This window comes from Marinomonas foliarum (assembly GCF_016906065.1).
Lineage (GTDB): Bacteria > Pseudomonadota > Gammaproteobacteria > Pseudomonadales > Marinomonadaceae > Marinomonas > Marinomonas foliarum.
On record NZ_CP070273.1, the window covers coordinates 1919278 to 1933690 of the forward strand.

The 14413-nt window shown below is 44.8% G+C and carries 14 protein-coding genes; 8 read left to right on the forward strand and 6 right to left on the reverse strand.

Going from position 1 to position 14413, the window contains the following annotated elements:
* Window positions 1–61: 61 nt before the first annotated feature.
* Window positions 62–904: a response regulator gene (locus JSY38_RS08895; RefSeq protein WP_114411385.1), complete on the reverse strand. Its 843-nt coding sequence runs from the start codon at window positions 902–904 to the stop codon at window positions 62–64.
* Window positions 904–1683, reverse strand: a complete 780-nt coding sequence (gene cysZ / locus JSY38_RS08900; RefSeq protein WP_114411384.1) for a sulfate transporter CysZ — start codon at window positions 1681–1683, stop codon at window positions 904–906. The genes JSY38_RS08895 and cysZ overlap by 1 nt, the downstream gene beginning before the upstream one ends.
* Before the next feature lie 320 nt (window positions 1684–2003).
* On the opposite strand from cysZ, the gene JSY38_RS08905 reads away from it, so the two are divergent.
* From JSY38_RS08905 to JSY38_RS08940, 8 genes are all read left to right on the forward strand, one after another.
* On the forward strand, window positions 2004–3614 hold the full coding sequence (locus JSY38_RS08905) for a peptide ABC transporter substrate-binding protein (protein WP_114411383.1): 1611 nt from the start codon (window positions 2004–2006) through the stop codon (window positions 3612–3614).
* A gap of 145 nt (window positions 3615–3759) precedes the next feature.
* Complete coding sequence (oppB, locus tag JSY38_RS08910; RefSeq protein WP_114411382.1) at window positions 3760–4680, forward strand: oligopeptide ABC transporter permease OppB; 921 nt, start codon at window positions 3760–3762, stop codon at window positions 4678–4680.
* An 11-nt stretch (window positions 4681–4691) separates the two neighbouring features.
* Window positions 4692–5618, forward strand: a complete 927-nt coding sequence (oppC, locus tag JSY38_RS08915; RefSeq protein WP_114411381.1) for an oligopeptide ABC transporter permease OppC — start codon at window positions 4692–4694, stop codon at window positions 5616–5618.
* Between the two features lie 9 nt (window positions 5619–5627).
* Entirely contained in the window at window positions 5628–6620 is a 993-nt protein-coding gene (gene oppD, locus JSY38_RS08920) for an ABC transporter ATP-binding protein (RefSeq protein ID WP_420844529.1), read from the forward strand.
* Entirely contained in the window at window positions 6620–7621 is a 1002-nt protein-coding gene (oppF, locus tag JSY38_RS08925; protein WP_114411380.1) for a murein tripeptide/oligopeptide ABC transporter ATP binding protein OppF, read from the forward strand. The genes oppD and oppF overlap by 1 nt, the downstream gene beginning before the upstream one ends.
* Window positions 7622–7790: 169 nt before the next feature.
* Window positions 7791–8300 (forward strand): putative pterin-binding protein, encoded by a 510-nt coding sequence (locus tag JSY38_RS08930; RefSeq protein WP_114411379.1) that lies wholly within the window; start codon window positions 7791–7793, stop codon window positions 8298–8300.
* Between the two features lie 24 nt (window positions 8301–8324).
* Window positions 8325–10130, forward strand: coding sequence for a sensor histidine kinase (locus JSY38_RS08935; RefSeq protein ID WP_239544476.1), 1806 nt, complete (start codon window positions 8325–8327; stop codon window positions 10128–10130).
* A gap of 46 nt (window positions 10131–10176) precedes the next feature.
* Entirely contained in the window at window positions 10177–10467 is a 291-nt protein-coding gene (locus JSY38_RS08940; RefSeq protein ID WP_239544478.1) for an Hpt domain-containing protein, read from the forward strand.
* Here the strand turns inward: JSY38_RS08940 and JSY38_RS08945 are convergent.
* The 4 genes from JSY38_RS08945 to pstA form a co-directional block, all read right to left on the reverse strand.
* Window positions 10459–10959, reverse strand: coding sequence for a GAF domain-containing protein (locus JSY38_RS08945; protein ID WP_205116531.1), 501 nt, complete (start codon window positions 10957–10959; stop codon window positions 10459–10461). The two genes, JSY38_RS08940 and JSY38_RS08945, sit on opposite strands and share 9 nt — an antisense overlap.
* Before the next feature lie 172 nt (window positions 10960–11131).
* On the reverse strand, window positions 11132–11845 hold the full coding sequence (phoU, locus tag JSY38_RS08950) for a phosphate signaling complex protein PhoU (RefSeq protein ID WP_205116533.1): 714 nt from the start codon (window positions 11843–11845) through the stop codon (window positions 11132–11134).
* 14 nt (window positions 11846–11859) lie between these two features.
* Window positions 11860–12690: a phosphate ABC transporter ATP-binding protein PstB gene (gene pstB, locus JSY38_RS08955; protein ID WP_114411374.1), complete on the reverse strand. Its 831-nt coding sequence runs from the start codon at window positions 12688–12690 to the stop codon at window positions 11860–11862.
* Between the two features lie 20 nt (window positions 12691–12710).
* Window positions 12711–14411, reverse strand: coding sequence for a phosphate ABC transporter permease PstA (gene pstA / locus JSY38_RS08960; protein ID WP_114411373.1), 1701 nt, complete (start codon window positions 14409–14411; stop codon window positions 12711–12713).
* Window positions 14412–14413: the final 2 nt, after the last annotated feature.

The following is a 14413-nucleotide window of genomic DNA, read 5'->3' on the forward strand; positions in this document are numbered from 1 at the left end:
CCTCCTCACAGCTTCCCCCTTTACAAGGGGAGGCTGTGAGGAGGGTTTTGATAATGAAAGTTTATAAGCTTTCAAACAACTGACTAATAAAGGCCTCTTTTTCGCTGTCTTGGTCGATCAAACTTAAAATTACCGTCAAAAAAGTCGAGTCATGTTTCTTCTCAGTCGTTGCTACGGATTGTACATAATAATTTAAGCGATTCGTTACGCCTTTATGCTCCAAATCCAATACAGCCTGCCCCAATACTTGCGGCACGACATCGTCACTCTTAATGAACATGGTCGCTTCGGTCTTACTAAACTGGATAACCATACAACGAAACTGTTTGCCTTCGAAGCGCACTATGGTCGGGATTTTGACATCCTTTACTGACACAACGGGCGCATCGGGGTTGGTAAACTTGGTGGCTTTTACAGGAGCAGATTTACCCGCTCCCATGAGTACATCGAGTGATGCCGTGCTTACACCACCAGGAGAGGCAGATTCACGAGATTTCTGTGACGTCAGTTTCTTATCAAGCCCATGCTTCTTAGCTGCGGATATGACTTTGTTTGCTAATTGCTCACTAGAAAACGGCTTTCCAAGATAATCCGTTACGCCAGACTGAACAGCTTCCACCACATGGCTTTTATCACCACGACTCGTAATCATCACAAAGGGCACATCTTCTTTTTTGTATTTAGGCTGCTCTCGACACCATTTAAGCAGTTCAACCCCTGTCATTTCAGGCATTTCCCAATCACACAAAACAATATCGAACTGCGTTTTGGTCAGCATTTGCTGGGCTTTACGGCCATTTACCGCTTCTTCAATCTCGACTGCAGGAAACTGCTTACGCAATGTCCGCCGAATCAAATCACGAGTAAAAGAGGCATCATCAACAACCAATATTTTTAAAGACATCACAAGGTTCCATTAGTGCGATCTAACAAGGCAGAATAATCACCATGCTGTGATCTGAAAACCGAAATCCACAACAGCGTGGCCGCTACAACAGCAATCGGCATCATAAATAAATTTAAAAACGGAATGGTCAAAGACACCATAACAATCCCGCCAAACGTCCAACATAATAAAGGCTTAGCGCGCAATGCCATTCTCATATCATGGAATTTGACCTTATTATTATCAAACGCATAATCCATATATTGCAAAGACAGCATCCAAGCAGAAAATAACAACAGTAATACAGGCGCTATAACATTAACAAGAGGAATAAAAGACAATAAAAGCAACAGAATAAAGCGTGGTAAAAAGTACAGGATTTTCTGACACTCACGCTGCAAACTACGACCAACAATGGCCATAATGACACTCGTGGTTAGCACCTCATCAAAGACTTTACCCGTTTCTTTTTCTTCCACTTTTTCTGCTAGAAACGCCATAAATGGCGCCGCTAAAATATTAACCCCAACCGAAAAGCTGTAAAACAGCAGCACACTAATAATGGCACCGAAAATAAGATAAAACAGCCAATTCAGAAACGAAACCCACTCTGGTAAATACCCCATAGCGGAGTCCATTAAGGACTGAAAATAACTAAACGCCACCATATAAAGTAGTCCCATTAGCACAAAGTTTGCCAGTAGTGGAACCAATATAAACACTCTTAACTCTTTCGACAGAACCAAAGGGAATGCTTTGAAAAATGCCCCTGCGGCTTTAAATGGGTGAGTAATCACGATGGCGAATTAACCTTTTCATCTAGTTTATTTCAAGAACCACAGAGTACCACGAGGGCTTTCACGGCTCCACAACGCTATTAGCAATAAGCTCAACCCTTATGTCATTCAAGCACCTTTCGCGTTTTGTACCTCGTTTCCACAACTACTATTCAAAACTGACATTTATTAGACGCATGGGCTGATACGCAATTTCGATTGTGACCTTTTGTGAATTGGTGAACTATGAAACCGTAAGACGAATACGAACCAGTGCTGGTAAACGTCTGAATATAAAAAACGGCACACACAAAAGTTAACTCACAAGGGACACAATCAAAATGAAAAGAACCTTACTCGCCAGTGCCATCATGGCTACTTCTTTTTTCGCTCTGCAAGCTCAAGCTGCAGACGTACCTGCAGGCGTTGAATTAGCCGATAAACAAGAACTTGTTCGTGGTGGCGGTGCAGAACCTGCGACGCTTGATCCACAAAAAATGGAAGGCACACCTGGCTCGATTCGTTCAAAAGACTTGTTTGAAGGTCTATATAACCAAGATGGTGATGGCAACCAAGTTCCTGGTGTTGCCACCAGCTATGATGTAAGCGATGACAATACGCAATACACTTTCCACCTTCGTAAAGACGCAAAATGGTCTAACGGCGATCCTGTGACAGCCGAAGACTTTGTTTACGCGTTTACTCGCTCAGTTGATCCGGCACTGGCATCTCCGTACGCATGGTTCATGGAAATCCCATCCATTGTGAATGCGAGTAAAATCATTGCTGGTGAAGCAGACCCTTCAACTCTTGGCGTAAAAGCACTAGATGCCCATACATTCCAAGTGACACTTGAGCGTCCAGTGCCTTACTTCGTAAAAATGACGTCTCACCAAAACATGTTTCCTGTGCCGAAAAAAGTCGTCGAAAAATGGGGCGATGACTGGACAAAACCAGAACACATGGTATCCAACGGCGCGTACAAAATGGACGAGTGGATCGTCAACGAAAAAATGGTCTTCACTCGTAACACAAACTATTGGAACGATGCCAAAACCATCATCAACAAGGTGACTTACTTGCCAATAGAATCGCCCAACGCCGAGCTAAAACGTTTCCAAGCAGGCCAAATGGATCTTAGCTATGAGATACCAAACGACCACTACAAACAGCTAATCCGCGATATTCCAGACCAAGTTGTGGTCACACCAAAGCTGGGAACTTATTACTACCAGTTCAATACCACTAAAGCACCATACAACGACGTACGCGTTCGTAAAGCCTTGTCTTATGCCATCGACCGTAACGTGATTGCAAAATATGTAACAGGCACAGGTGAGCTACCTGCCTACTCTTTCACACCAGAAGTTGTGAATGATTTCTCACCAGCCACGCCTGAATATGCGACATGGACACAAAAAGAGCGTAACGAGAAAGCCGTAGAATTATTAGAAAAAGCGGGCTACAGCAAAAGTAACCCTTTGTCTTTCAGCTTGCTTTACAACACCAATGAAAACCACAAAAAAATCGCCATTGCGATTGCGTCAATGTGGAAAAAAACCTTGGGGGTGAACGTCACATTGGAAAACCAAGAGTGGAAAACTTACCTAGAAACGAAGAAACATCAGCAATTTGATGTGGCGCGTGCAGGTTGGATTGGCGACTACAACGAAGCCTCTACCATGTTAGACCTACTAACCACTACTCACGGTAATAACGACGGTAAATACAGCAACACAGAATACGACAAGCTGTTGCACGATGCTCGAACCATGCAGCATCCAGCCGCGAACTATAACAAAGCAGAAGAAATCGCCATTGAACAAGATATGGCCGTTGCTCCTATCTACCAATATACCGAAAAGCGTTTAGTAAAAAGCTACCTAGGCGGCTACATGCCTAACCCAGAAGACAACGTTTATGCGCGCGATATGTACATTATCAAACACTAAGACGTTGTTTTATCACATTGAGTTTTTCCAACATGTAAAACCGATGTAAACACCATGCCCAGCGTAAAAGCGCTGGGCATTTCTTGAATTTCCTATAGGTTCCTAGCATTAGCCGTTGTTTATAGCGCCTAGTCCGGTAATTTTTATGCTGACATTTATTTCAAAACGCATTTTAGAAGCCATTCCGACATTGTTAATCTTAATTACAGTCTCGTTTTTTCTAATGCACTCTGCTCCTGGCAGTCCATTTTCAAGCGAACGTACGTTACCACCTGAAGTGTTGGCAAACATTAACGCAAAATACCATCTAGATGAGCCGGTAATTAATCAATATTTTTATTATCTTGGCGGCCTACTTCAAGGCGATTTAGGGCCTTCTTTTCGCTATAAAGATTTCACTATAAACGAGCTGATAGCGCAGAGTTTTCCTGTCTCGGCTGAAATTGGTATTTGGTCATTTCTGGTTGCCTTATTGATTGGCGTGGGTTGCGGCATTGTCGCGGCCTTAAGACAAAATTCATGGCTAGATTACAGCGTCATGGGCTTTGCTAACCTAGGCATTGTGTTACCCAATTTCGTTCTAGCACCTTTGTGTATCCTGTTTTTTTCTATTTATAACCATTGGCTACCACCCGGCGGCTGGAATGGTGGTGCTTGGCCTTACTTGGTTATGCCAGTGATTGCTATGTCCACCAGCTACATTGCACAAATCGCCCGTATTACCCGCGGCAGCATGATAGAAACCATGCACTCCAACTTTATCCGCACCGCGCGAGCAAAGGGTTTACCGAAATATCGCATCATTTTTCAACATGCCTTACGTCCTGCTATGTTGCCCGTAATTTCTTACCTTGGGCCTGCATTCGTCGGCATTGTGACAGGCTCTGTAATTGTCGATGTGTACTTTGGTACCGGCGGTATTGGTCAGCACTTTATCAATGGCGCATTAAATCGTGACTATTCCATGGTCATGGGTGTGACTATTTTGGTCGGCACATTAACGATTCTATTCAATGCCATCGTCGATATTTTGTACGCTGTTATTGACCCGAAAATTCGCTACTAAGGCCTCGTACTATGATTACTACAAAAGACAAAATTCAGGCCGTCGAACAGTTCGCCGAAAAAGTGGTGGAAGTCGAAGGTCGCAGTTTATGGCAAGACGCACGTCGTCGCTTTTTTTCGAACCATGCCGCCGTAACTAGCTTGGTTATTCTGGCACTGATTACCGCCATCGCCTTACTTGGCCCCTTTCTAAGTCAATGGAATTACGATGATATCGACTGGGAAGCGTTATCTGATATTTCCGTATTGGGCCGCCCTAATATTGAAAACGGTCATTATTTTGGCACAGATACCCTTGGCCGCGATATTTTTGTTCGCACCATGCAAGGTGGTCAAATCTCGTTATTAGTTGGCATCATGGGAAGCGCGGTTGCCATTATCATTGGTACGCTTTACGGTGCGACATCTGGTTACATCGGTGGACGCGTTGACAGTGTGATGATGCGTTTCTTGGAAATTCTTAACTCCTTTCCTTTCATGTTTTTTGTGATTATTTTGATGACTTTATTTGGTCGTCATATCTTCTTGATATTTGTTGCCATTGGCGCGATTTCGTGGCTCGACATGGCGCGGATAGTTCGCGGCCAAACCTTGAGCCTAAAAAACAAAGAGTACATCGAAGCGGCTTACGCTTGCGGTGTGTCGACTCCGAAAATCATCTTGCGCCACATAGTGCCAAACGTGCTGGGTATTGTGGTCGTTTATGCGACCTTGTTGGTACCAAATATGATCTTGTTAGAGTCTTTCATCAGCTTCTTGGGACTGGGTGTTCAAGAGCCAATGACCAGCTGGGGCGCATTGATTTCTGAAGGCGCGCAGAACATGGAAATTGCCATCTGGCAATTGGCTTGGCCACTGAGCTTCTTAGTAGTAACGCTATTTTGTTTTAACTTCCTCGGCGATGGCTTACGCGATGCGCTTGATCCAAAAGACCGCTAAGGAGAAGACATGATGAACGTATCCAAAACACAGAATTTACTAGAAGTTAATAACCTACAAGTGAATTTCAGAACGCCAGATGGTTTTGTCACGGCCGTGAATAACCTGAACTTCACTTTGGCTCAAGGCGAGACACTTGGCATCGTTGGCGAGTCTGGCTCAGGTAAAAGCCAAACCGCATTTGCTCTCATGGGCTTGTTGGCCGGCAATGGTGTCATTAAGGGAGAGGCACGCTTTAACGAGCAAAACATTCTGACCCTGAATGAAAAAGCCATGAACCGCATCCGTTCCAAAGAAATTGCGATGATTTTCCAAGATCCAATGACATCATTGAATCCATATATGAAAGTCGGCAAGCAGCTGATGGAAGTCTTGATGCTGCACAAAGGCATGAGTAAAGCCGAAGCCTTTGAAGCCTCCGTCAAAATGCTTGATGCCGTGAAAATGCCAGAAGCGCGCAAGCGCATGAATATGTATCCGCATGAGTTTTCTGGCGGCATGAGACAGCGTGTGATGATCGCTATGGCACTATTGTGCCAACCCAAGTTGTTGATCGCCGATGAGCCAACCACGGCTCTAGACGTAACTGTACAGGCTCAGATTCTGACCTTACTGAACGAGTTAAAAGATGACTTCAACACTTCCATCATTATGATTACTCATGATTTGGGCGTGGTCGCTGGTTTATGTGACAAGGTACTGGTGATGTACGCAGGACAAACCATGGAATACGGTACCGCCGAAGACGTATTTTATCGTCCAACGCATCCATATACACAAGGTTTGTTAAAAGCGATTCCGCGCCTAGATGGTGATGACGAAAAGCTATCAACGATTCCAGGCAACCCACCAAACTTGCTGCATATGCCATCAGGCTGCCCATTCCAAGCCCGTTGTGAGTTTGCCAGAGAACGCTGCGGGGAAAGCATGCCACCGCTAGAAGAATATGCACCGGGTCAGTTACGAGCTTGTCATAAATCCGTTGACGGATGGGTCGCCTAATGAACATGTCAAATAATGTATTAATGGAAGTGAACAACTTAAAAGTCCACTTCAACATCAAATCAGACAATGCCTGGCCATGGGAAAAAGGCCAAGCACTAAAAGCCGTGGATGGCGTTGATTTAACCATTTATGCAGGTGAAACCCTCGGTGTGGTGGGTGAATCTGGCTGTGGAAAATCCACCCTAGCCCGTGCTTTACTGCGCCTTGTGCCCATAACCGAAGGCAATGTGGTGTGGCTTGGACAAGATCTAACAGACTTGGACAAGAAGCAAATGCGCAGTAAACGCCAAGAGCTACAGATGATCTTTCAAGATCCTTTGGCGTCCCTTGATCCACGCATGACAGTGGGTGATATCATCGCTGAGCCACTAAAAACCTTTCGCCCAGAGCTATCAAAAGCCGAAGTGAAGGCCGAAGTGCGCGCTATGATGGATCGCGTGGGGTTATTACCAAACGTGATTAACCGCTACCCACATGAATTCTCTGGTGGTCAGTGTCAGCGTATTGGCATTGCGCGCGCCTTGATTCTAAAACCTAAGTTAGTTGTCTGTGATGAACCCGTATCGGCATTGGATGTTTCGATTCAAGCACAAGTAGTGAATTTGTTGAAAGAACTACAAGCGGAAATGGGCTTGTCTTTAGTGTTTATCGCACACGATTTAAGCGTGGTAAAACACATTTCAGACCGAGTTTTGGTGATGTACTTGGGTAACGCGGTTGAACTCGCTAGCAAACGCGCGCTATACGAAAACCCTCAGCACCCATACACCAAAGCCTTGCTGTCTGCTGTGCCTGTGCCAGATCCAAAAGCAGAACGGGGTAAGAAGATCCAGTTATTAACAGGTGACTTACCCTCTCCTATCAGCCCGCCTTCTGGCTGTGTTTTTCGTACCCGTTGCCCTCATGCTAACGAAGGCTGTGCTCAGCAAAAACCCATTCTGAAAGCCATCTCTTCAGAACATCAGGTTGGCTGTTCACGTTTAGCTGAACTGCCTTAAACCAAATCACAGTCGTTTAAGTTCACCCTCTAACCCCTTTTGACTTTAATCAAAAAGGGTTAGAGGGTCCTGAACTGTAATATTCTGTTATCACGGACTGATTTTTGCCCACAGACCGACGGTTTTTGTCTATCATGGATTCTTTTACAGAATGACTTAGAGTTCCAGTATGCGTTTATTGTCTTTTATATTCCTTGTTAGTGGTTTTTGCCTTACCAGCTACGCCCTTGCTGACAATGTCCCTAATTCCCCAACAGGCAGAATCGTTTTGACTGTATCAGGAACAGCCATTGATGCAGGCCAAGTAGGCTTTGATATGGCTATGTTAGACGCCTTACCTCAACACAAGATCACAACACACACGCCTTGGACGCAAGGGCCACATACTTATCGAGGCTTTTCCGCTGTGGATTTATTAAGCTACCTAGGCAGTGATGGAAACCTACTGCAGGTCACTGCACTTAACCAATATATGACCGAAATCCCAATCAGCGATTTTATCGAAAAAGGTGCGATTTTTGCTACGCGCCAAGATGAAAGATTGATTAACGTGCGCAGTCTAGGACCAATTATGGTGATCTACCCATTTGACCAGCAAGAAGAACTCAAGTCGGAAAAAATTTATGGCCGCTCTATTTGGCAAGTTACCCATATCAAATCCATCTTGTTGGTAGACTAAATAATGCGCCTGTTTCAGAGAAAAATGTGGCTATCCATTTTCAAACAATGGGTTATGTATGGCTTTATACTTTTCATCATCACGGTGGCTTTAGCTATTTTTAGCATCATCACTTACACCAGTGATGGCTCCAAAAACAACAGCCGACGTGTTTTTGAAAGCTCCTTGTGGAACGCCCTGCAATTGCAACTGCAATCATATCGTTTTCTGAACTATCTTATTGAATTAGACCAACAAGCCCCTTCATTAAATGGTGAGGCTTTTTTCAGGTACGACGTATTAATGAGCCGAGTAGATCTGCTCAGAAAAGGTGAAATCGGTGAATTAATTCGTAATTTTGAAGGTGGTCGTACGACAAGATTGCTAAACATTATTAATGGCGAAATGGAGTTACTGAGTTTTCAGTTATCGAAAATAGAGGCTGGCGACTACAGCTATCTGCCTGCATTAGTTGAGCGGGTAAAAAGTGTCGACACACAGATCAACGAGTTCGTCACACTGGTCAACAAAGGCAGCAACGACTACATATCCGATCAACATAAAACGTTACAAAAAAACCTAGATACTATTCAGTTACTGTCGATAATACTTCTCGCGTGTTTACTGGGTCTGGGCTTTTTTACTATTAAGGGATTAGTTCAGCTTAAGCGTGTTTTTAAACTAAACAGCAACCTCAACGACAATATTCAAGCTGTTCACGAAGATAAAGCGCAGATGTTGACCTTTATCAATCAAGAAACACGACCTCCTATTAACGCGATTTTGGGTATAGCCAGCACTCTTAACAGTCCCGAGACGCCTAAGAACACCAAAGCTCTTGCTAAACATATTGAAGAGTCTGGTAACCAACTACTGCAGATTATCGAAATGCTCTCAGACTTAGCGTTAATTGACGCTAAAAAGCTGGCGCTGACCCCAACGATCGAGCCACTGAAAAGCAGTATCGAAGACTGTCTCATTCTATTTGAATCTCAAATGGCGCGTAAAAACCTACAAAGCATTGTCTATATCGATCCAAACTTACCGGCCTTTGTTTGCTTAGACCTAATCCGAACCAAAGAGATTATAGTCGCGCTTTTGCAAAACGCCATTAACCATACCCCGACAGGCAGTATCAGTTTGCAAGTTCGCCCTTCGGCGTCTGGTGCTCCGGTAATACCTTTACCAGCGGGCACCAAAGAAGTAAGCGTCATGCAAATCGCCCTAAGAGATACAGGACAAGGCATGACGGATGAGTTACAGCAAAACCTTAGAATTAACCCGTCTTTGCCGATGCAACAAGAAGGACCTCTGCCAAGCAAAGTCGGCTTGAGTTTGGCGCTGTGTCATAAGCTGGTGTATTTAATGAAAGGGGAAATGCATTTCTCATGTGCTCCACAAAAAGGCTGTGAGTTTTGGGTCGATATCCCGTTTTACGTTTCAGATACAGGCCCGATAATAGAACAACACAAACCGCCACAGTGCCCAGACAATACGCAGGCACTATTAATCGAGACGGACGCTCAACTAGCCAAAGTCATCAGCTTACAGCTCGCAACCATGAACATCAGTGTAACTGTCTCCAAAGAAGGCAGTATGCAAGACAATAGACACTGTAACCTAGTCATTTTAGGCAATACAGCAAGCTTTGAACGAGATGGTCACGATGCCCTTCAGCAGTGGAAAAATCGATCTTGTCCTGTGATGAGTTACCACCCTCTTGCAATTAACTACTCAGACTTTCAGGTCAAACCCTTACATTTTCCGATCACGCAAAGCCAACTTGAAGCACACATAATCACACTATTCGCCAACAAAAAGCCTCTCCAAGGGTCGACAAAAAATGATTGATCACGCACATCTGAATTCACTTATCCAACTCATTGGAAAAGACACTATGAACGACATACGTTTGGAGTTTATAGCCGACAGCCAAGAAAAAATGGCCCTGTTGTTTCAAGCATGGCACGACAAAGATTATGACACTCTAAAAAATATTGGTCATTCGCTCAAGTCCGCCAGTTTGAATATGGCCTTACGGATGCTTGCCGAGCAATACCAGCAAATAGAAAGGCTAGCGGCGCAACATAATAATCATGACATGCAAGCAATTATAGATCAGTTGCCAGCCCTTCATGAAGCGTCTTTGAAAGAGCTGGATAACCTCTTTATAAACGGCTTAGATTGACCAGTTCATATCCGTTGCAGCAATAAAGGTCGACACAAACGACTCTAGCCCTACTTGATCAGCTTCAGAAAAGCGGCCTACTTTGGGACTGTCCATATCAAACACGCCGATTAACTTGCCATCAACAACAACCGGGATAACCACTTCACTAGCAGACGCTGCATCACAGGCAATATGACCTTCAAATGCATGTACGTCTTCGATACGCTGTGTTTGTAAGGCTGTGGCGGCTTTGCCGCAGACGCCTCGGCCAAACGGAATACGCGTACACGCAACCTTGCCAACATAAGGCCCAAGCACCAACTCTTCACCACGGGCAAAATAAAAACCAGACCAATTCAAATCCGCCACAGTTTGCATCACGAATGCCGAAAACTGAGCCGCATTACAAATTAAGTCGCGCTCACCGCTTAACAAAGCCGCTAATTGAGTATTTAACTCACGATAAGATTCTTCAACAGAAGCCGTCGGATGGGTTTCTATGGTAAACATTGTATTTAACACCAATTAAAACGAAAAGCTGATGATAGCAAAATCGGCTCAATAGCCCACTAATAAACAAAGAAAAGACGATGACAACAGCAGGAAAATATAGAAGGAGGAAAAGAAAACAATTGATCTCTTGGCTAGCCAATCAAATTAACCAAGAGATCAATAGTACTGTTTATTTATCAGTTACTTGGGCAGCAAGATCATTCACATTCACGTGACGAACGTCCACGCCTTTCACCATGAAGATCAAATGCTGACAAGTATGACGAGCATGATCACCAATACGTTCTAGAGAACGTAAAACCCAAATAACATTAATAACGCGCGAAATGCTACGCGGATCTTCCATCATATAAGTCACCAAAGAGCGCATCGCTGTATTGTACTCTTGGTCAACGGCACGGTCTTGTTTAGCCACTTTAATCGCGGCCTCAATGTCTAAACGCGCGTACGCGTCTAGTGAATCGTGAATCATGCGTGCAACCATTTGGCCAATACGGTTAATCTCCACATAACCACGCGGAGACTCACCTTCATTGATCAGATTCAAGGTCAGGTTGGCAATTTTCTTTGCTTCGTCACCGATACGCTCAAGCTCACTGACCGCTTTACTGATCGACAAAATCATGCGTAAGTCAGACGCCGCAGGTTGGCGTTTCGCCAAAATACGACGACATTCTTCGTCGATCAATCCATCTAGCTGATTCACCGTCGCGTCTTGATTTTTGACGTCTTCTGCCAAAGAGCCATTCGCGTCTAATAACGCTTGTACCGCGTCTTGAACTTGGTTCTCTACGACACCACCCATGGTCAAAAAGTGTTGGCGAAGCAGTTCCAGCTCGTTGTTAAACTGCTGAGAAATATGATCCGTTGTTAATTCTTTCATAATGCGTCCTCCGCCTAGCCGTAGCGGCCCGTGATGTAGTCTTCTGTTTGTTGTTTACTTGGGTTCGTGAACAAGGTGTTCGTATCGCCAAACTCAACCAAATCGCCCATATACATAAACGCAGTATAGTCAGAAACACGCGCAGCTTGCTGCATGTTGTGTGTCACAATCGCGATAGTGAACTCGTTTTTCAACTCATGGATCAGTTCTTCAATTTTCAACGTTGAAATAGGATCCAATGCAGAAGCAGGCTCATCCAACAGCAGCACTTCAGGTTTTACCGCCACCGTACGAGCGATAACCAAACGCTGTTGCTGACCACCTGACATGCCCAAGGCACTTTCGTGAAGACGGTCTTTTACTTCGTCCCATAAAGCCGCTGAACGCAATGCCCACTCAACGGTTTCATCAAGCAAACGCTTTTTATTAATCCCTTGAATACGAAGGCCGTAAGCCACGTTTTCATAAATACTTTTCGGGAACGGGTTCGGCTTCTGGAACACCATACCAACGCGACGACGTAGCTCTGCCACGTCAGTGCCTTTCGCGTAGATATTCTGATCACGCAAGTTGATCTCACCCGTAATACGGCACCCATCAACTAAATCATTCATGCGGTTAAAACAACGCAATAGCGTCGATTTACCACAACCAGAAGGCCCGATAAACGCAGTCACCTTTTTCTCTGGAATGATCATGTTCACGCCTTTCAGCGCTTCTTTTTCACCGTAATACAGGTGCAAATCGTTTACAGATAGGCAAACGGTTTCATCTTCAATACGCAAAGCCTGTTGGCTACGCTGCATTGCTGAAATATCAATTGAGTGTGTTTTAACGTCGCTCATAATAATCTCTTCTCCGCCGCTTACATTTCCAGCGATTTGTATTTTTCACGTAAATGATTTCGGATCGTCACTGCAGACAAGTTTAATAGCGCAATCACAATCACAAGCAATAAGGCTGTTGCATACACCAATGGTCGCGCGGCTTCTACGTTTGGACTTTGAAAGCCTACATCGTAAATATGGAAGCCTAAGTGCATAAATTTCTGATCCAAATGGATATAAGGGTAATTACCATCCAATGGTAACGATGGCGCCAATTTAACCACGCCCACCAACATCAACGGTGCTACTTCACCCGCCGCTCGCGCTACCGCCAAGATAACACCAGTCATAATAGCTGGACTGGCCATTGGCAGAACAACACGCCATAAGGTTTCAAATTTCGTTGCACCCAATGCCAAGCTGCCTTCACGTACATTGCGAGGAATACGTGACAAACCTTCTTCGGTTGCCACGATCACCACAGGCACAGTCAATAAGGCTAGCGTGATAGACGCCCACATCAAACCACCGGTACCAAAGGTCGGAGATGGCAAGGCTTCTGGGAAGAAAGCTTGGTCAATGCCAGACCCTAGGAAGTAAATAAAGAAGCCTAAACCAAATACACCGTAAACGATGGAAGGTACGCCTGCTAAGTTGTTCACTGCGATACGAATAGTACGAGTAACCCAACCTTGCGCCGCGTATTCACGCAGATAAACAGCAGCAACGACACCAAATGGCGTTACCAGAACCGTCATCAGCAACACCATCATGACTGTACCGAAGATAGCTGGAAACACACCGCCTTCGGTATTGGCTTCACGTGGTTCGTCAGATAGGAATTCCCACACTTTTGTGAAGTAGAACCCCATCTTCTGCCCGACGCTCATCGCATTAGGGCGGAAGGCATGAACAATTTTTGCCACTGGCATTTCATGCTCTGTGCCGTCCATCACTTGAACAATGAAGGTATCACGATTTATCTGAGCATAAAGGTCGATCAGGCTTTGCTGTAAGCCTTTATACTCTTCATCGTATTGGCTACGCTCTGCTGCCAAGTCAGCTTCCGCGGCGGGTGTTAGCTTACCTTCTAGCTCTAAACGACGTTGCTCAAGGCGAATTCGTTCAAGTGCGTAGTTGATTTTGCCAATATCTTTTTTCTCAATGACATGAATTTCATCGAAAATTCTCGCCGCACGTTCAATGCTTTTTTCGAACGCATTCCATGTCGCCAAGGCAGAATCTGTAGGCTCTAGATCAGCGGTTTCAGAAACGATTGTGCCATCTTCTTTAACGGCTTTTAGGTAACCATATAAGTTGCCCCATTCACGACGTTCTGCCGTAAACATCATTTCTGGGCGCTTAGTTTCAGTTAAATACTCATCGATCACCCAACGAAAATCCGAACCGTACACATCACGGTTACCGGTTTTCATCAGAGTACGTTGCATTAGTTGGTGATTGTCAGGAATAGCGATCCCTGCTTCACGCAACTGAGCCGCAGGTACTTCAACGCTTTCAACACGTTCTGCAACCAGGTTGTACTCAGGCTCACCAGGCAAAGCGTAATGAGATTCCACCACGTCTGCTGGCCAAAAATGCCCTAGACCACGCACTGCAATTAAAAGTAACAACCCCACCACCATGATGACAGAAATCGCCACAGCACCAGCGTTCAGCCACACCCATGGATCACCAGATTTCACCCATTCGGATACGGACTTTTTCTTCATTTTCATTT